An 18,862-nucleotide genomic window follows, 5' to 3' on the forward strand; every position below is an offset into this window, starting at 1 on the left:
GAACATTCGAACAATCGAATAGTGAAGTAAAAAGTACAGAATCAAAAGTTGATTTAAGTAACATTCTAATTTCTAATTTCTTCATTCAGATGTTCAATTGTTCAAGTCAACCATTTCTGTTTTGTGCAATGGGATATCCAAATTTTAATTATTACTTGATGAAATATTCGTGGAAAGTTTGCACTTTATTTATCTTAATTATATCAATCCCTTTGATGGATTTAGGAATGCTTTTAATATTGGCCGAAACAAAAATTTTATTAAAACCCAGCTTTGCAGCTTCAGCAATTCTTTGTTCTATTTTTGGAATTGCTCTCACTTCGCCCGCTAAACCAACCTCGCCGGCAAAACACCATTCAACAGGAATTTGAATGTCCTCATAAGATGAAATTAAAGAAGCAATAACGGCAAAATCTATAGCCGGGTCGTCAACCCGTATACCTCCGGCTATGTTTAAAAATACATCCTGCATACCCAGTCGCAGTCCGCACCTTTTCTCTAAAACAGCTAACAGCATATTTAACCTTCTCATATCAAAGCCATTTACAGAGCGCTGTGGAGTTCCGTACACGGCTTTTGTCACTAATGCCTGGGCTTCTATTAAAATTGGCCTCAAACCCTCCATAGTTGCCCCAACGGCTATACCACTAAGATTTTCTGCTCTGCCTGAAAGTAACAGCTCTGAGGGGTTTTCTACACTGATTAAACCATCCTGCTGCATTTCATATATTCCCATTTCTGAGGTTGAGCCATATCTGTTTTTTACAGTTCTGAGAATTCTGTAAATATTATTTCTGTCGCCTTCAAAGTATAAGACAACATCAACCATATGTTCCAAAACTTTTGGACCGGCTAAACTGCCATCTTTGGTTATATGGCCGATTAAAAAGACCGGTATATTTCTGTTTTTAGCAAAGCTTATTATTTCTGCTGTCGACTCCCGAATTTGAGAAACTGAGCCCGCACCTGACTCTACCCTGTCCGTTCTCATCGTTTGGATTGAATCAATTATTAATAGCTGTGGATTTAATTTTTTAGATATTTTTATAATATCAGGCGTAAAGGTATCTGCTAAAAGATAGCATTCATCTGCTTTTAAACCAATTCTTTTAGCTCTTGATTGTATCTGGTGAATGCTTTCTTCTCCTGAGACGTAGAGAACACCAGATTCAGGATAGTTTGCTGCTATTTGCAACATTAAGGTTGACTTTCCTATACCCGGCTCACCACCTACGAGTATTACCGAGCCCGGCATCACACCACCACCTAAAACACGATTAAATTCATTATCAGCTATTTGTATTCTTTCGGTTGTTTCAGACACTTCATCTCCAAGTCTGACCGGTGATAAAGCTTTTTTCTTTTCAGAAGGGTCTCTTTGATAGGCTGCAACTTTATCAGTTGATATTATTTCCTCTACATAGGTGTTCCATTTTCCACAAGAAGGGCACTTCCCAATCCATTTAGGGGATTGAGCTCCACATTCCTGACAAAAAAAGGCGGACTTTGTCTTTGCCAATTTTAATTAGTTTACAAAAAAAAGAGGCTTTTATCTAAAAGCCCCTTTTCGTTTATGTTTAATAAATAGTTTTTAGAATCTCGGGCAGTAAATTGTCTTAGCTCTTGACTCCGGAAATGCTCCTATATAAACCAAAGATGCTTCAAATCCACCTCTTGAATTAGTTGCAGCTGTTAATCTTGAAAAATTTAAGTCATAGCTGAATCCAAAATTAAATTGTCCGTAATCCACACGTGCTGCTAATACTAATGATTCACTATTGATAACACCTTCTGTTCCGTTAACCATTCTGTAAAAAGGTCCAATGTAGAATGCGTTTCCATCAGGAATGTGCGTTTCGAATAAAAACTTGAAATAAGTGCCAATCATTGTTTCAAAAGCAGGACCCTGAACCATCATCATTAATGAAGGTAACATATCCACCTGATCGGCTATTTGAAATTGCATACCGGTATGAAATGATAATCTTGAGTAAAGACGCACTTCACTTGCATCATAAAAAGATTGTACCGGCTGATTTATGTGATACATGGAAAATCCTGCATAATAGTTAGTTCTTCTTTCCTGAACATAATACCAAAAAATACCTCCCGATAAATCATAAAACATGTAGTTATCTGAAATATTTGTTTCTCCACTTGAAAGTCCGGGGTTAAAGCCTTCTCCGTCAAATTGATTTCCCCATCTCAGGTTATCGAAATTAATACTTCTTTGAGCAGCTCCTGCCTGAAATCCGGCAGTTATAAAGTTATTACCTCTTTGACTCAAATTTTTTATGTAAGAAAAAGATAATCCTGCATAATTGGTTCCAAATTCAGATTCCCCGGCTTTGTCAGATAAAAATACTAAACCAACTCCAAAAGCATCATGATCATCCAGACCACTATTTAGTCTGAAATCAACAGCAGCTGAAAAAGTTCTGAACATTGGAACACTCTCATCTCGTAAAACACTGCTCCACTGACTTCTGTAAATTCCTGAAACCCGGTAATTACCACTAAAAACTCCGGTCATGGCTGGGTTTGTATTCAATGGAGTTGCATTATATTGAGAAAAATGCGGATCCATTGCTTTAACTTCAGAAGTGAAAACAACTGAGCAAAGTAGAATTAATATAATTGATAAACTTTTTTTCATGATAATTTATTTAGAATATTCGATTTTATAAACTTTAGTTTCTGAAATTCGGAAACTATATCAATAATAATTGTTTTTTGTTAAATAATTAAACCTTTATAGAGATTATTTTATCTGATTAAAGTTACACTACCTTTTTTGATTCTTTGCTGACCATCAATATAAGTAGCTTCAACATAATAAGCATATACTCCGGGATTCATATCTTGTCCCTGGAATGTACCATCCCAACCTTGATTAATATCATTAGTTTGGAACACTAATGCACCCCATCTGTCAAATACTCTTAGATCTATGCTTTCTATTGAAACACCATAAACCATGAATATATCATTGACTCCGTCTCCGTCCGGGGAGAATGCGTTTGGTACATAAAGAATTAAAGGGTTTTCAACTTCTATAAGTATGCTGTTTGTGAACGGACATCCGTTTTCATCAAAAACAGTTAACTGATATGTTGTTGTAACTAAAGGATTGGCCATTGGTTCCTGACAATCAGAACAGCTCAAACCTTCTAATGGAGACCATGTATAAGTATAATTTCCATCAGGTATAATTTCCGATGTTATCTGAACAGGGTCTGAGCCTAAGGCATATTCAATCATATCCTCAGTGAATAAAATAGAAACAACCGGTGGTTCAGTAATGTCAACATTACCTGTAACAGAACAATTATTATCATCTGTTACTGTAACTACATAACTACCGGCAGGAATATTTCCAATCTCTGGGGTATTGAAAGTACCAATATCAGATACTTCATAGGTATAAGGAGCAACACCTCCTGTAACATCTATAGAAATAACTCCATCATCTGTATTCGGACATGAGGTTTGTTGGCCTTCTAAACTTGTTAATTCAAATAGATCCGGTTCGTCAATTACAAAACTGATACTATCTATACAACCATTGTCATCGATAACCACAGCCATAAAACTGCCGGCCTGTAATCCGCTTGCAGTATTACCACTTTGACCATCACTCCAGTTTGTTGTATAAGGTGCTGTACCACCGGAAATTTGAATTTCTGCGCTTCCGTCACCTGCTCCATAACATGTTAAATCAGTTGTAGATACAGCTAAATCTAAAGCATCAGGAGCTGTGAGAATGATATCATTTACAAAAGCCTCACAACCTTGTGCATCTGTAACTATCAGGTTATAAGAACCTGCTTCTAAATCAGTAATCGTTTCTCCAACTTCATTGTTATCCCACTCAAATGTGAATGGTCCGGTTCCACCTGCAGTTACTGTGGCAGAAATACTTCCATCAGAACCTCCAAAGCATGAAACATTTTGTGTTTGTATATCAACTTCGATTTCAGGTGGAGATCCTACTGTTACCTGCTCTGTTTGTACACAACCAACACTATCAGTTACACTTACGGTATAAGTGCCCGGACCAATGTTTGTTGCTTCAGGTGTAGCCTGAACAGGTGTAGTATTCCACTCAAAACTATAATTAACTATATCACCTCCTACATTAGCAGAGGCACTTCCATCTGTAGCACTAAAACAGCTTGCATCTACAGAACTAACTGATATGGTAAAGCTATCCGGTTGAGTTAAAACAATGGTATCAAAAGTTTGACAATTATTAGCATCCTGAGTTTGCAGTATATAAGTACCGGCAGTTAGACCTGAAATAGAAGGGTCTGTTGATGATGATCCGACTATCCACTGAAAATCATAAGGATCAACTCCACCGACAACACTATTTACTGTTATACTACCATCATCTCCATTATAGCAGCTGACATCTGTAAAGCTAATATCAGTAATTATTTCATCCGGTTCTACAAGTTCAATTGTATCAGTACCCGGACAACCTGCTGCATCAGTAATGAAAACAGAAATAACTCCTGCACCCTGATTAAATAAAACAGTATCACCTACGGTACCGTCAGACCAGGTTATATTATAAGGTGCAGTTCCTCCCGTGGCGGTAACACTAACTATTCCATCTTCAAGTCCAAAACAAGTGGGGTCTACTTTAGATAGAGTTACATCTACCAAAGAAGGTAATCCGACTGTTATTGAATCAGTATAAACATCACAATTTACAGCATCATTAACAGTTACTGAATAAATGCCCGGCGGCACATTAAATAATGTGTCAGAAGTAACACCGTTTGCTGTTTGACCCGTATTCCAAACAATATCATAAGGAGCAACTCCGCTAAGGAAATTAACCACTACATTGGCAACTGTATCTTCACAATCATTGTAGAAGTAAGATAAATCGATATCGATAGGTTCAGCGACACTTATGGTTACTGTATCTGTATCTTCACATATTCCGTCAGAAACGGTTAAAACATAAGTATAAGTTCCCGGTGCAGGGGGAGTAAAAATAGGACTTTCCACATTTGCTGAATCCAGATTATCTGCCGGAGACCATGTGTATACAAAATCACCCGGAGGTGGAGGGCAGCTCACAAAACGCATGTTTGGTCTGTCTGAACTTTGTCCGCCACTTGCTAAATTGAATGGCATAGCGCAACCGCCACCCGGTGCAAATAACTGACTGGTATAAATAACAGAGTTTGCAGGTCCAGGTGTATAATTGATGATATCAGTAAAATCAAAGTTTGGATTACTAAAACAAATTTCAATTACAATATTAGAAGTGCCATCCCAGTCAAAAGTATTATCTAACTGGAAGTTATTCCATCCGGAAACGGTACTATAAGCAGAGTTACTGTAAACTAAATCTAAACCGCCAATAAAATCGTTATTAAATGAACTTTGGCTGGTACAACCCATTTTTATTTCAAAATTTTCAAAAGGTGCTGTTGAGTTTTTAAAAGCAATTCTTAATGCAATCTCGGAAATAACACCTGTACTTAAGCCTTCATTCTGAAGTTCAGCTGCGGTATAAATTATCTGAATACGACCATCTGTATCATCTCCCTTAAATGGAGAAGTGACATTCGAAACATTGCCTCCGGAAACTGTTCCCATTTCTACCGGGGCAGCCGGGTTAGGGCATACCGTATTATTGGCTCCACAACTTAATAATACCGGTGAAGGTGTTCCAATAACATTTGAAGTTAATTGTATCGGATCTAAATTACAGAAACTTGTATCCGGGCTTGCTTCAACTTCAACGGTTTGATCCGTCACTACAGTTACAAAACTATTTCCAACACAACCACCGTCATCGACTAATACTTCAAAAGTAGTTGTTTCAGTAGGGAATGCAATAGGATTTGATATACTTGAATCAGAAACTAAATTTGAAGGCAACCAGGTAATATCCATACCCGTAGTTTGAAATAAACATACCCCAAATCTGGTATTTGGACGCTGATTACTTGAACCGGTTATAGCATTATTTGTACAAACGTTTGCGTTGTCAGCTCTGTACCAAATTACCGAGTTTGTAGGAGTTGTTGTGAAAAAGTTTTGCGTATTCTGAGATGTAAAACTAGAGTTATTAAAACAAACTTCAACAATTAAGTCAGATACTCCGTCCCACTCATAATTGGTATCGAAAACATGCGTATTCCATCCATTTACAACATTTACTGTTTTAGGATCATAAACTTGCGTTAAGCCTGTCTGCCAGGTAGTTAAGGTGTTCATTGAAGTAACGCATCCCATGCGAATTCTAAAATTATTTAAAGTAGTTTGTCCACCTAAAGTTGCAACTTGAAAACTCAATGAGGTGATAACACCCGGATTAACTCCCAATGCCTGCAATTCTGCAGCAGTATATAACATTTGAGTTCTGTTACCCCAGAACCAGTTACCATAAATAGCAGGATAGGTATTGCCTGTATTGGCGCTAGTACCTGTACCTACAGTAAACTCATCAGGTGTAGTTAAACAAGGTGCATTAAACTCACCACAGAGTCCGCTTGAGCCTGCAACATCTAGTTGCACAGCTCCTCCCGGGCAAATAGTGTCCGGGTCAGCAATTGCTATAACATTTGGTGCGACACCCAAAAGAATTACACTTACAGAATCAACTATTCGGCAACCATCATCAGAAACCATTTCAACTTCATAAGTTGTGGTTTCAAATGGGTTAGCAATTACATTAGCTCCGCTTGTTGTGTTGAGTCCGTTGGATGGTGACCAGCTAATTCCATAAGGTCCAAAAGCCGGATCCGGATTTACATTCAACATTGTGCTGTTAAACTGACAAATTGAGTCATCATCTGAAATGGTATAGGTAAAATCATCTACTACAAAAACGGTAACTGTGTCTCTGTTTTTGCAAATAGGATTTAAATTACTTTCAACTATGTAGGTTGTTGTCTGGTTAGGACTGGCCGTTGGATTTGGGATATTGGGGTCTGAAAGCCCGTCAACAGGAGTCCATGTAAAGGAAGAGCCTCCAATTGCCTGAAGTTGCACCGGACCTCCTGCATCGCAATAAAATAAATCCGGACCGGCAAAGGTCCCCGGCAATACGTTAATTTGATATGAAAAGGTCGCTTGCCCGGGATAAGGACAGGCATCATCCGTAACGGTTACGGTAAAAAAGTGGATACCTACATCCAAAGCAGAGGGCTGCCAGGTAAAAGTACCGACAATTGGTCCGTTTCCAGAACCTGTAATTTGAAAATCAGCATCAGGGATAGCCGAACCCACATTTGTAACTATATCAATTGTGACAGCTGTATCCGGTGTGCTGGCAATAATATCAAAAGAAATTAGACCGTCCGGACAGGTTTCTACTACCGTACTATCTAACTGCGCGCCACCTTGCAAATCTACAATTGGTGATACGTTAGGGATAGTGTTACATGGAACAACGAAAATCTGAATATCTCTAATAGTTGAGCCAATCAATTCTCCATTTCTATACTCATCTACCCTTATGGTTAAAACAGCAACCTGTGTTCCGTCCGGAGTGAAAGAAATCTGACCTGTTTGTGTATTAAAGACTAAAGGTCCGATTAAATCCATTGGATTTGTTGGTGAAAAAGAAGGATCAGAATAGTTAATTGGGTTTCCTCCGTTCGTCATAGGATTGACCAATGAAAAAACCAAAGAGTCACCATCAAGGTCAACTGCACCAAAATTTAAGTTGTTTAACTGATTTGCACAGGCATACTGTAAGGCTGTACCTGTGAAGACAGGAGAGTTATTACATAATCCGTTGGTGTTATCAAGGTTTGTTTCTATATAAAATTGCGCTCCTGCAGGGTTTTGCAAGTTTGTGATTTGAGAGTTTCTACAGCAAAGGGAGTAAGTTATAACCCAATCATCACATTCCTGTGGAAGTGTAATTATTGCTGTATAAGTATATAACTCCAGTCCGGGAAGTGGTCCGTTATTACAAGCACTTTGACTGCTTTGTGCCTGACAAAGGAAAGGCACTTCTTGTCCGCCGGCAGGTGTGCCCGGAGGAGAACCCGGAGGTGGCTGCATACTAAGCGACTGATTAAAGCTTTGGCCACAAGAGGCAGAGCTTATGTTAACATTAGGCGATGCCGGTGCACTAATTCCATCGCAATCATTGTAGTAGGTAAAAGTGATTTCGTATTGGTTATTACCCAGACAAGTGTAGGATAAATCTCCACCTACCGCATGACTTGCTTCTGTAGTTTTTGTAAAAAAAACAGAAATTAGCAAGAGGGTTAATAATATTTTTGTGTAAAATTTAAAACGCATAATCTATTGTATTCAGATTTCAAAATTATATAAGGAACATTATGTAAAAATACAAAATATTTTTTAAAACTTCAAAAAACAAAGAATATTTAACATTAAACAGATAGTATATATAACTGATTATTAGTTATGATTCATATTTTTTCTCACAAACACTTATTGAATCTAATTTTTAAACTAAGTTTGCAATAGAACAAATTCTTTCATTTTACAAAAAAAAAAGCAATGTACAGAACTCATAATTGTGGTAATTTAAGGTTAAATAATAGTGACCAAAATGTTATTCTTTGCGGTTGGGTTCAAGGGGTAAGAAATCTTGGCGGAATGACATTTGTAGACTTACGAGACAGATATGGAATTACACAATTGGCCTTTAACCTAGAAACAGATGCTGATTTGTGTCAAAAAGCCAGAAAGCTTGGTAGAGAAGATGTTGTCCGAATTGAAGGAGTTGTGAATGAAAGGAGTAGCAAAAACGCTGACTTATTGACCGGTGATATTGAAATTGTTGTAAAGACTCTTGAGATACTTAATAAAGCTGCCTTACCACCCTTTTTAATAGAAGAAGAAACGGATGGTGGGGATGAGCTGAGAATGAAATACAGATATCTGGATTTAAGAAGACCTAATATTCAGCAAAATTTAATTTTCAGGCATAAAGTAGCACAATCTGTCCGTAGATTTTTAGACAAAAAAGATTTTTTGGAAATTGAAACTCCTTTTTTAATTAAAAGTACTCCTGAAGGTGCCAGAGATTTTGTAGTACCCTCCAGAATGCATCCCGGTCAGTTTTATGCTTTACCTCAATCTCCGCAAACTTTTAAGCAACTTTTAATGGTTTCCGGTTTTGACAGGTATTTTCAAATTGTGCGTTGCTTCAGAGATGAAGATTTACGGGCAGATCGTCAGCCGGAGTTCACACAAATAGATTGCGAATTGTCTTTTGTAAATCAGGAAGATGTATTGCAAATTTTTGAAGAGATGTTAAAAAGTGTCTTTAAGGATGTATTGAGTATTGAACTACCATCCGTTGAAAGAATGGATTATAAAGATGCTTTGAAATATTACGGGAATGATAAGCCGGATACCCGCTTTGGAATGAAAATTCATGAGTTAAATGAATTGGTAAAAAATAAAGGATTTAAAATATTTGATGAAGCTGAACTGGTTGCCGGAATCTGCGTAGAAGGTGCATCATCTTTTAGCAGAAAACAAATAGATGCTCTAACGGAGTTTATTAAAAGACCCCAAATAGGAGCTTCCGGTTTGGTATATGCTAAAATAGATGAAACTATAAAATCTTCTGTAGATAAATTTTATTCAAAAGAGGATTTAACTGAATGGAAAAAAGAATTTAATGCCAAAACCGGAGATTTAATTTTGGTAGTTGCCGGAGATAAAAATACCACCCGGAGAGCATTATCAGAATTAAGATTAAAATTAGGTAATGAGCTTGGATTAAGAAAACCCAATGATTTTAAAGCTCTTTGGGTATTGAATTTCCCGCTTTTGGAATGGGACGAAGAGGCTCAAAGATATTATGCTTGTCATCACCCATTTACAGCACCAAAAGAGGAACATATTGAGTTGCTGGAAAAATCACCGGAAAAAGTATATGCAAATGCATATGATTTGGTTTTAAACGGAAATGAAATTGCAGGCGGATCAATCAGGATTCATAATCGTGATTTACAGGCAAAAATATTTGAGGTATTAGGCTTGTCAGAAGAGGAAGCTAATGAAAAATTTGGATTTCTGATGAAAGCATTTGAGTATGGAGCTCCGCCTCACGGAGGGATTGCTTTTGGTTTTGACAGATTGGTGGCGCTGATGAATGGTTTTGAAAATATCAGAGATATGATAGCTTTCCCAAAAAACAATGCCGGCAGAGATGTGATGCTGGATAGTCCATCAAATATTGATCAGGAACAATGGGAAGAGTTAAAACTTAAACCGAAAAAAGACTAAGTTTATAAAGTGTTTACAGAGCCCGGCTTGTATCCCAATTTTTCTATTTTTTCAGTAATTTCTGAGGATGCAGTTTCTTCCGGATTGTAATAAAGTATAGCATTGTTTTTTTCCAGATTTACCTGAACTGATTGAATGCCTTTTTCTGACTTCAGTCCTTCTTCAATTTTTTTCACACACATCATACAACTCATTCCTTCAATTGGAATTTCTATTTGTACTTCCGAAACTGCAATTTCGGTATTTACTGCTTCTTTTTGCTCAGTCTTATTGCTATCAACACTATTACATGCAGACATAAACGTGATGAAAATTAAAATTGACAGTATGCTGTATAGTTTCATTTTTTAAATTTTAGATGATTTATCGCTTTATACTATGCAAATATAACATTTCAAAGATTGAAAAAATTCAATTAAAGCCTTTAAACTTTTCCCTGAATTTAATTATAAAATAACCACTGTATACCCAGTTGAAAAGTTCTCGGGGTAATTGGATATCTATAGCTTCCCCAGTCTGTTTCCTGCGGAAATAAATCTGAATTAACATGTGTGAGACTCAAAGATACCCTGACAGTTTGAATTTTTACATTTAAAAATATATCAACAACCGGATGATAGGATGGTTTCCAGTTTCTTTGCTCATAATAGATGTTATTCACTATGTCATATCCCTGCATAAAAAAACTTTCCCTGTGGCGAATGTCTAAGCCTAAATTAAATGTCAAAGCCTGATTAAATAGGTCGTTTTGAAAAAATAAAGAGTGATGAAGCTGAAAAGCAGGAAAATCTATTGGAGCTTTATCTGATAAGTATCTGGCTAATAAATAGTTTTTTAAATGAAATCTACCCAAATTTAATTGATGTGATACGCTTAAATCCAGATTTAAAAACATGTCATCATGCTGTGTCGGTGAATATAAATCGTTAAAATAAGTGTAATTATTAAAAAACTGAATGCTTGCATTTACTGAAAAATTTGATTTTTTTGATTGCAAACCGGAATGCAGGCTATGCACAGTAGTTTTTTCAAAATCATTTTCGTAAGAAAAAAAACTCGATTCATTTTGCTGCATTATAAAATAAGGTTCTGATTGCTGATACCTGTATCCTGCATTGATTATCCAGTTTTTATTTATATCATAACTGCTCTCTGAAGTAACCTGAAAGTCTCCCGAATTATAGCCCGAATAAATGAATTCAGCTTCTAATGCAGAGGAGAATCTCCTACTTAAAAAATTGAGGGAACCTCCTGTTGAAAATTGAAGAAAGGCAGCATTTGAATTCAGATTTTGGACATTTATGGAAGCAAAATCCTGATAAATGGCATAGTTCAACATAGGTAAATTGCCATCCTCATTTTTTTGCTCAAAAATTCTGCCCCGAAAACCCAGTCTTTGGTCAATAATACGAACTTGAGCATTACGATGAATACTATCTACAGTGGTATTTACATTGTCCGGATAAGCATTTTCATTTGGATTAAAATCTGTAAAGCGATGGTTGCTTGTTTTGTATTCGATTTTATGAAAAATTATGTTATTTGACGGTTCCGGCAAAACAGCTAAAAGAGTGTCATTTTGAATAGTGTCATTCATTGCGACTGTATCTCTTTGAATTATTTCAGTATTTCCAATTCTCCATTTTTGCTGTAGTAAAAAACTGTTTTGACTAATGTTTCTTTCTGCATTATTTAATAAAATCGGTACAAGCTCTTTGTTGATTCCGGGATTTTCATTCAGATAATTGATGTTTTCAAGGCCTCCATTTTCCTGCCCTCTGTGATTATTTAAGAAAAAGGCAAAATCAATAGTGTGGTCTGCTAAAGGCGATACATAGCTTAAGTGTGTGCTCAGGTGATTATTTAAATTTCTTTGCCGGTTGTAGGCGCCTTTGGAATTTATCCGTTGAAAGTCACCGCTAATTTGAAAACCTCTGCCAATAGGTTGACTGTGAATTGCTCTGGCCATTACTTTTTCATTCCCGCCAAATAATAGCGATAGATCGGTATAGGGGAAAGTATTTTTATACACTTTTAGATTTTCAGGATTTCTATTCCAAACACCTAATAAATTCGGAGCGTAACGGAAACCAAAACCCTGCTCCGGAATTTCGGCCAAAGATAAATTTGGAGATCCCGTATTTCCGGTATTTAATGAAAAATAACCCGGCTTATTAACCGGGTCAAAAAAGTGACTTTCTTTAGCCAAAGTATCGACATAAAAAGTTTCTTCTGCATTTTCAAAAAAATAATAATAAACAGTTTTGCTGCTTTCTTCCTGAATTTCCTCAGCATTTACTGAGGTAAAAATTAGAAAGAGTAAAATCAGGCAACTAAAACTGTTTTGAAGGTTCATGAGGCTTATTCTTTGTCTCTTTTTATAAGTTGTTCTACGAGTTTAGCTAAGAGAGGAGCCTGTTTAGAGGCAACTTCAATAACAATTTCATGGGTAGTCTTTTTTATAACATCTTTTGGATAACCCATGTCTGTAATAACGGATAGTCCAAAAACCCGCATGTCCATATGTCTGGCTACAATAACTTCCGGTACAGTTGACATACCTACAGCATCACCTCCGATAATATGCAGGTATTTGTATTCTGCCGGAGTTTCAAGAGTGGGTCCCTGCAAACCTATATAAACGCCTTCGTTTGGTTTAATATTCAGCTCTTTTGCAATTTCTTTAGCGAGATTTAATAAATCTTTATCATAAGCATCCATCATATCCGGAAACCTGGGCCCCAATTGATCATAGTTTTTGCCTCTGAGCGGATGTTCTGCATGTAGATTAATATGATCGTTAATAAACATCACTTCTCCTGTTTTGAAGTCCGGATTAGTACTTCCAGCTGCATTGGAAACTATAAGTGTGGAGGCTCCCAGCGTTTTAAAAATTCGTACAGGAAAAGTTACTTCTTCCATGCTGTAACCTTCATAATAGTGAAATCTGCCCTTACTCACAACTACTGCTTTTTCAGCAATATATCCAAAGATTAACTTCCCGTCATGCCCTACTACCGTTGAGGCAGGGAAATTAGGTATGTCTTCAAACAGGATCTCATCGTGGATTTCAATTTTATTTGTCAGTTCTCCTAATCCACTGCCAAGTATAATCCCGTATTGAGGTTTTATACGAGTTTTCCCATTTATAAAAGTGGTGGTTTGTTCAATTTTTTCTAATAGATTCATTTGTCAGGATTTATAATATGATAATTGTTTTTCAATATATTTCAATACGAGCTTGTCAAAATTTTCGGCCTCCGAAGACGAGCAAAATTCAACCTCAGTTTCAACTACAAAAATCGGTAAGTTCTCTTTTAAAATAAAACTTTTCCATTCATTCAATCGGATTTCATCTTTCACGGTCGTAAATACGTTACCTCTGTTTTTAGAATACCAGTTGCTGATTGTAGCCATGTCATTTTCCTGAAATCTGTAGTGGTCTCTGAAGAAAAGTGAGTCAAAATTCTTTCCGCTACTTTTTTCAAAATAATCCTCAAAAGGTTTGGTGTCAGCAATTGCCGCCAGTAAAAGTTTATTTCCTAAAGGTATTTGGCTACTAATTTTTTCAGGATTAAAAATTGGATAAACACCTTTGTATTTAATTTTAGTAAAAAAGACCGGAGCAGAAGAATATTTTTTTATTTCTTCTTTATACTCGTTTTGAACTTTGTCTGAGATTTGTTCAGGGCACTTACTCACTATTATCATATCAGCTCTCGAAGCTGCCGATCTGCTTTCGCGCAAATTACCCGCCGGAAGTAATTCATTATTGAAAAAAGGAAAATGAAAAGGCGTGATAAGTATGTTTAAACCGGGTTTTAACCTTTTATGCTGAAAGGCATCATCTAATAAAATAACTTCTGTTTCAGGATAATCGTTGAGCAAATGAATAACTCCCCAAATTCTGTTATTGGCCAGTACCAGAGGAGATTCCGGCACATAGTTTTTTACCATTAAAGGTTCGTCACCACAAAGTTCTACATCTGTTTCTTCAGCAGGAACTTCAAAAGTTTTATTTCCCTTTCTGCCATAGCCACGACTTATGATTCCGGACTTATAGTTTTTATTTATTAAGCTTGAAAGATATATGACCATTGGTGTCTTGCCGGCTCCACCCACGCTTAAATTACCGACTGATATAACAGGGATATCAAATTCAGCAGATCTGAAGATTCTTTTTTTAAATAAAAAATCTATAAAAGAAATGCCCAGGCCATACAGCCAGGCAATAGGACGTAGATATGTCCTTTTTTTATTTAAACTCACTTTTTTAATCATCTTAAAGAATTAATTCTGTCTGCCAGGGTGCAAAGATAAAATTCAGTTTGGAAAGAGTTGTTTTTTTTGTTAAAAGGTGGAAATTTGCAACTATAAATAGAATGCCGTTGTTGGATTCCTAAATTATTAATCGATGAGCCGAAAAGTGCAGTTAGAAATTTTGAAAGAGTTATTGTGGTTGGGAATTGCTGTAATACTATGTTTGGGAGTTACATATCCGCTGTTTGGAGTCATAGACAATCAGCATCTGTTATTGAACATTGGTTTAATCGTCTTGTTTGTTTACTATTTTCGATTTACTGTATTTTTAGGTGATGTTCGTATTTTTAAGAATAACTACATAAAAGCAGGTTTTTTTGCATTGAATATTGGAGTTTTCCTTTTTACACTTGAGCGTTTACAATATTTCTTTTATGTTTTTGACAATTATGACAACCGATATTTTGCCTCAGGCAATGAAATTGAGATGAGCCAGCCTCAGTTTTTCTCTATGGTAGAATTTTTTAAGAAAGAAATCGTTTTCTTCATGATTGGCTTCCTCATTTTAATCGTTTTTTTACAGTTTCGTTTATTATTTTCAAAATGGAAAAGAAAAAAGTCCTGAATAGTTTATTCTTACCGGGTTTTATAATTGCATTATTTTTCGGGATAACTTCTTGTGATAACCGAAATTGCAGCGATGTAGTCTGCGGAACGGGGGAACAATGTTTAAACGGAGTTTGTGTATGCGCTCCCGGATATGAAGGTGAATCCTGCGATAGTCTTAGCTATGTAAAGTTTTTAGGAAGCTATGAAGTGGATCAGTTTTGTGCTCAGGGTCCTTTTACTCAGTATGTTTCAACTATCGCTTATCCCGGCGGTCGAGTAGACAGAATTTTAATCAATAATATTTTAGGAATGGGAATCTCAGCAGAAGGCTTTGTGTCAGGCAGATTTATTCAAATTCCGGAACAAAATATTGGAAATGTAAACCTTTCAGGAAACGGAAATTATATTTCTTCGACTACAATTGACATATCGCTTGATTATATTTTTGCCGGTCAGTATTTTTCCTGTACAGCTACTTTCAAGCGCTAGTTTTATTTAATAATGTTTTTGTTTAGAATGTTTTTGGTGACTAACAACCATAGACTGGTTTTAACAATTTCACCCATTCGCAAGCATTTCAAAAATACCTTTGTTTTATAATGCTCTGCTAACTCTTCTCTTAGGAGCTTAATGTTTTCATCCGTTGAAATTGTATCATTTACCATGACATCCAAAAGGTCTTTTAACTGATATCTTGATGACTTGATTCTCCCTGCTATTAGAGCTCTTTCTTCACGCTGGTATTGCATAATAGTTTCCTTGGGAAGTAGCTTCATAACAAGCTCCACAAAGGCAAAATTTTCTTTAAAAAACTGAGGTCTGTAAATTTTCATTCTTCCCTCATAAGATTGTTGATCAAAATCAATAGCTCTTATTCGGTACTGTACCTCTTCAAAGTCGGGAGTTATGTCAAAAATAAAATTATAAGCTCTCATATCTCCCAACAATCTCACAAAACATCTTTCATTAAACTTTACAAATTCTTTGGCTATTCTTGTTTTATTGGTATCCGGCTTATTTAAGTATTTATCTTTAAAGACATCTCCCGGAATGCCGGCAATATGCTCTTCGATGAGGGTGTTTTTGTGTACCAAAAAATTAATACGGTTTGGTGATAAAATATGCTCCAGTTCTAATCCGTAGACTCTTGATGCATCTGCTTTTTTTACATAAAAATGATCATAATTATCATTCAGCTTATTAATAATTCTGATTCGGTAGGGGTTTGTATTTCCGAAAGTGCAATAATCAATACGTTCCACATCCAGGTGAGTCATCACACTCAAATCGCCTTCTGCCTTGAGAAGCGCATAGATTTCTCTTAATCCCTGATATAGGTTTTCTCTTTCTGTCTCTGAATATATGCAACTTTCCCAAAGGGTATTTTTACCATCTTTATCATAAAGATCAATGGTCGATTGGTGATAAGCTAATTCTTCGTAAGATACAGGGAGCTTAAATTCCCGGTTATATGCCCTTAAGTATTTCCTCAGAGAAGGATTAATCTTATAGAAAGGTTTTTTTTTGGACATATAATTTTCTTCCATAAGCTGTTTTATCTGAATCTGTCTGCAGATTTCACCAAATCCTCATCTTTTTTAATGGATTTAATAGCTAAAAATATAAATATTAACTTTAAAAAAGGCAGAAAGGTAAAATAGGAAAAAATAAAGACAGCATCTGATACTAAGTTTTGCTGTTCAGTATGGAAGGTAAGCCTGATAAGTATGGATAAAACCAGTATCAGTAAAAAGATAAACCATCCTATCTTTATCTGGAGAGGGCGATTTTTAAATAGAAAAATGTTTATAGCGGATAAGCCTATGATGAAAATATTAGAAAGTAAAAGGCTTATATGATCGGTTATGTAAAAAGCTCTTACTGATTCGCCGATTAATTTAATTTCGTAAATCGGAGTGAAAAATAAGACGGCAGCCAGAAAAATTATTATCAAAAAATATACAGTTTGTATTCTCTGAATCATTGGTTTTATTTTAGGGAGTTAACGGTAAAAATTTAACTTTGCAAAGGTATAATAAGCAATAAAAAAAACCTAAAAAAAGGTTTGTTCAAATTTTGCCTGTTGTAAATATAAAAATAAAAAATATAAAAAGCTATGAAAGCAGTTTACGTTATAGAGGCTTTAAGGACTCCTGTTGGCAGGTATGGTGGAACTTTAGCTCAGGTTCGCCCGGATGATTTAGCTGCCTTAGTCATAAAAAAACTTATTGAAAAGCACCCCCAAATAGATTTGTCATTAATAGAGGATGTAGTTTTCGGCGGAGCCAATCAGGCAGGGGAAGATAACCGAAATGTGGCAAGAATGGCAGCTTTAATGGCGGGATTGCCGGAAACTGTTGCCGGCGTAACCGTTAATCGTTTATGTGCTTCAGGATTACAGTCTATAATGGATGCTTCCCGTGCGATAATGCTGGGGGAAGGTGGAATTTATCTGGCCGGCGGTGTTGAAAGTATGAGTCGCGCGCCTTTCGTAATGGCAAAGCCTGAGGCTGCCTTTAGTCGTAAAACAGAAATGTATGACACAACCATAGGATGGCGATTTATTAATCCGGCACTTTCAGAAAAGCATTATCCCTACACTATGGGAGAAACCGCTGAGAATGTTGCCGAAAAGTGGAAGATTTCACGCGAAGCCCAGGATGTTTTTGCCCATAATTCACAACTGAAATATCAGAATGCGCATGAAAAAGGGAAGTTTAATGATGAATTATTAGCAGTTGAGATTAAGCAAAGAAAGGGAGATAGTATCATTTTTGATAAAGATGAGCACCCGAGATTGAGTTCACCCGATAAGTTAGCTACGTTAAAGCCTGCCTTTAAAAAAGGCGGCAGTGTAACAGCAGGTAATTCCAGCGGAGTTAATGATGGAGCTGCTGTTTTGATGCTGGTAAATGAAGATATATTAAAAAAGTTTTCCTTAAAACCATTGGCAAGAGTCGTTTCTTTTGCGGTTGCCGGTGTAGCGCCTGATATAATGGGTATTGGTCCGGTTCCTGCCACTGAAAAAGCGTTGAAGAGAGCCGGAATCAGTAAAAATGACCTTGGACTTGTGGAATTGAATGAAGCCTTTGCCGCTCAGTCAATCGCTTGCATTGAGGAAATGGATATCAATCCGGATATTATAAATGTAAACGGTGGTTCAATTGCAATTGGACACCCTTTGGGAGCCAGTGGTTCCAGAATTTCTTCCACCCTCATACATGAAATGTTGAAAAGACCGGATGTAAAATATGGTTTAGCTACTATGTGCGTCGGAGTTGGGCAAGGTGCTGCTGTTATTTATGAAAGGGTATAATTGCTTTTTCAAACTTATCTTATTGGTTCATTTTCTGTTAAATCCAATTCCCGATTTTTTCTATCCGGACTGATTTATTAGTCTTTATAGTTTTCTCTGACACTTGTACTTTCTCTAAGCTTTTTTATAGGAAACAATCTTTAAGTATCTAATCTTTCCTCTTATTGGTCTGCTCAAATAGTAAATGATTTAGGTTGACTTATCTAAGGATAATAGGCCTAATTTTTTTATTTACTGTCAATATAATGGTATCAAGTCTTTTTAAAGAAAATAAACGCTTTATTACTTTTATAATTGATAGAAATACATTATAATGAAGTTGTTGAAAAACTTATGTAAAGCTTAAGATTTATTATTAGATTGAAGTATAAAATATAATCTTATAATTTTTAACTAAATAAAAAATAAATAAAAATGTATTTAATA

Annotated in this window: 13 protein-coding genes; 4 read left to right on the forward strand and 9 right to left on the reverse strand. The window is 36.1% G+C overall.

What is annotated here, in order from left to right; all coding sequences use genetic code 11:
• Positions 1-151 precede the first annotated feature (151 nt).
• From radA to EA412_01325, 3 genes are all read right to left on the reverse strand, one after another.
• A complete protein-coding gene (gene radA, locus EA412_01315; GenBank protein ID TVR82618.1) occupies positions 152-1,519 on the reverse strand; it encodes a DNA repair protein RadA in 1,368 nt (455 codons plus the stop codon).
• A gap of 72 nt (positions 1,520-1,591) precedes the next feature.
• The gene (locus tag EA412_01320) at positions 1,592-2,656 is read right to left on the reverse strand and encodes a type IX secretion system membrane protein PorP/SprF (GenBank protein TVR82619.1); all 1,065 of its coding nucleotides are present in this window, start codon (positions 2,654-2,656) and stop codon (positions 1,592-1,594) included.
• 110 nt (positions 2,657-2,766) lie between these two features.
• Positions 2,767-8,283: a hypothetical protein gene (locus tag EA412_01325; GenBank protein TVR82620.1), complete on the reverse strand. Its 5,517-nt coding sequence runs from the start codon at positions 8,281-8,283 to the stop codon at positions 2,767-2,769.
• 225 nt (positions 8,284-8,508) lie between these two features.
• Here EA412_01325 and aspS point away from each other — a divergent pair, with 225 nt between their 5' ends.
• On the forward strand, positions 8,509-10,251 hold the full coding sequence (gene aspS / locus EA412_01330; GenBank protein ID TVR82621.1) for an aspartate--tRNA ligase: 1,743 nt from the start codon (positions 8,509-8,511) through the stop codon (positions 10,249-10,251).
• Between the two features lie 2 nt (positions 10,252-10,253).
• Here the strand turns inward: aspS and EA412_01335 are convergent, their stop codons facing one another.
• From EA412_01335 to lpxK, 4 genes are all read right to left on the reverse strand, one after another.
• On the reverse strand, positions 10,254-10,595 hold the full coding sequence (locus tag EA412_01335; protein ID TVR82622.1) for a heavy-metal-associated domain-containing protein: 342 nt from the start codon (positions 10,593-10,595) through the stop codon (positions 10,254-10,256).
• Between the two features lie 98 nt (positions 10,596-10,693).
• Positions 10,694-12,607: a hypothetical protein gene (locus EA412_01340; GenBank protein TVR82623.1), complete on the reverse strand. Its 1,914-nt coding sequence runs from the start codon at positions 12,605-12,607 to the stop codon at positions 10,694-10,696.
• Between the two features lie 5 nt (positions 12,608-12,612).
• Positions 12,613-13,440: a purine-nucleoside phosphorylase gene (locus EA412_01345; GenBank protein TVR82624.1), complete on the reverse strand. Its 828-nt coding sequence runs from the start codon at positions 13,438-13,440 to the stop codon at positions 12,613-12,615.
• A 3-nt stretch (positions 13,441-13,443) separates the two neighbouring features.
• Positions 13,444-14,532 carry a tetraacyldisaccharide 4'-kinase gene (gene lpxK / locus EA412_01350; protein TVR82625.1) on the reverse strand — a complete coding sequence of 363 codons (1,089 nt, stop codon included), beginning with the start codon at positions 14,530-14,532 and terminating at the stop codon, positions 13,444-13,446.
• Positions 14,533-14,665: 133 nt separating this feature from the next.
• Here lpxK and EA412_01355 point away from each other — a divergent pair, with 133 nt between their 5' ends.
• Complete coding sequence (locus tag EA412_01355; protein TVR82626.1) at positions 14,666-15,136, forward strand: hypothetical protein; 471 nt, start codon at positions 14,666-14,668, stop codon at positions 15,134-15,136.
• Positions 15,115-15,609 (forward strand): hypothetical protein, encoded by a 495-nt coding sequence (locus tag EA412_01360; protein TVR82627.1) that lies wholly within the window; start codon positions 15,115-15,117, stop codon positions 15,607-15,609. The genes EA412_01355 and EA412_01360 overlap by 22 nt, the downstream gene beginning before the upstream one ends.
• 2 nt (positions 15,610-15,611) lie before the next feature.
• On the opposite strand, the gene EA412_01365 is transcribed toward EA412_01360, so the two are convergent.
• Both EA412_01365 and EA412_01370 read right to left on the reverse strand, forming a co-directional pair.
• Positions 15,612-16,652, reverse strand: a complete 1,041-nt coding sequence (locus EA412_01365) for a hypothetical protein (protein TVR82630.1) — start codon at positions 16,650-16,652, stop codon at positions 15,612-15,614.
• 23 nt (positions 16,653-16,675) lie between these two features.
• A complete protein-coding gene (locus EA412_01370; protein TVR82628.1) occupies positions 16,676-17,104 on the reverse strand; it encodes a DUF4293 family protein in 429 nt (142 codons plus the stop codon).
• Positions 17,105-17,236: 132 nt separating this feature from the next.
• On the opposite strand from EA412_01370, the gene EA412_01375 reads away from it, so the two are divergent.
• The gene (locus tag EA412_01375; GenBank protein TVR82629.1) at positions 17,237-18,436 is read left to right on the forward strand and encodes an acetyl-CoA C-acyltransferase; all 1,200 of its coding nucleotides are present in this window, start codon (positions 17,237-17,239) and stop codon (positions 18,434-18,436) included.
• Positions 18,437-18,862: the final 426 nt, after the last annotated feature.

It is taken from the genome of Chitinophagaceae bacterium (genome assembly GCA_007695095.1).
Taxonomy (GTDB): Bacteria; Bacteroidota; Bacteroidia; order Chitinophagales; family REEL01; genus REEL01.

Excerpts from the sequence above, each read along its gene's own strand:
- EA412_01325 (TVR82620.1), bottom strand. The coding sequence starts at position 8,283 with ATGCGTTTTAAATTTTACACAAAAATATTATTAACCCTCTTGCTAATT.
- aspS (TVR82621.1), top strand. The coding sequence starts at position 8,509 with ATGTACAGAACTCATAATTGTGGTAATTTAAGGTTAAATAATAGTGAC.
- lpxK (TVR82625.1), bottom strand. The coding sequence starts at position 14,532 with ATGATTAAAAAAGTGAGTTTAAATAAAAAAAGGACATATCTACGTCCT.
- EA412_01360 (TVR82627.1), top strand. The coding sequence starts at position 15,115 with ATGGAAAAGAAAAAAGTCCTGAATAGTTTATTCTTACCGGGTTTTATA.
- EA412_01375 (TVR82629.1), top strand. The coding sequence starts at position 17,237 with ATGAAAGCAGTTTACGTTATAGAGGCTTTAAGGACTCCTGTTGGCAGG.
- EA412_01345 (TVR82624.1), bottom strand. The coding sequence starts at position 13,440 with ATGAATCTATTAGAAAAAATTGAACAAACCACCACTTTTATAAATGGG.
- EA412_01365 (TVR82630.1), bottom strand. The coding sequence starts at position 16,652 with ATGTCCAAAAAAAAACCTTTCTATAAGATTAATCCTTCTCTGAGGAAA.
- EA412_01355 (TVR82626.1), top strand. The coding sequence starts at position 14,666 with ATGAGCCGAAAAGTGCAGTTAGAAATTTTGAAAGAGTTATTGTGGTTG.
- EA412_01320 (TVR82619.1), bottom strand. The coding sequence starts at position 2,656 with ATGAAAAAAAGTTTATCAATTATATTAATTCTACTTTGCTCAGTTGTT.
- EA412_01340 (TVR82623.1), bottom strand. The coding sequence starts at position 12,607 with ATGAACCTTCAAAACAGTTTTAGTTGCCTGATTTTACTCTTTCTAATT.
- EA412_01370 (TVR82628.1), bottom strand. The coding sequence starts at position 17,104 with ATGATTCAGAGAATACAAACTGTATATTTTTTGATAATAATTTTTCTG.
- EA412_01335 (TVR82622.1), bottom strand. The coding sequence starts at position 10,595 with ATGAAACTATACAGCATACTGTCAATTTTAATTTTCATCACGTTTATG.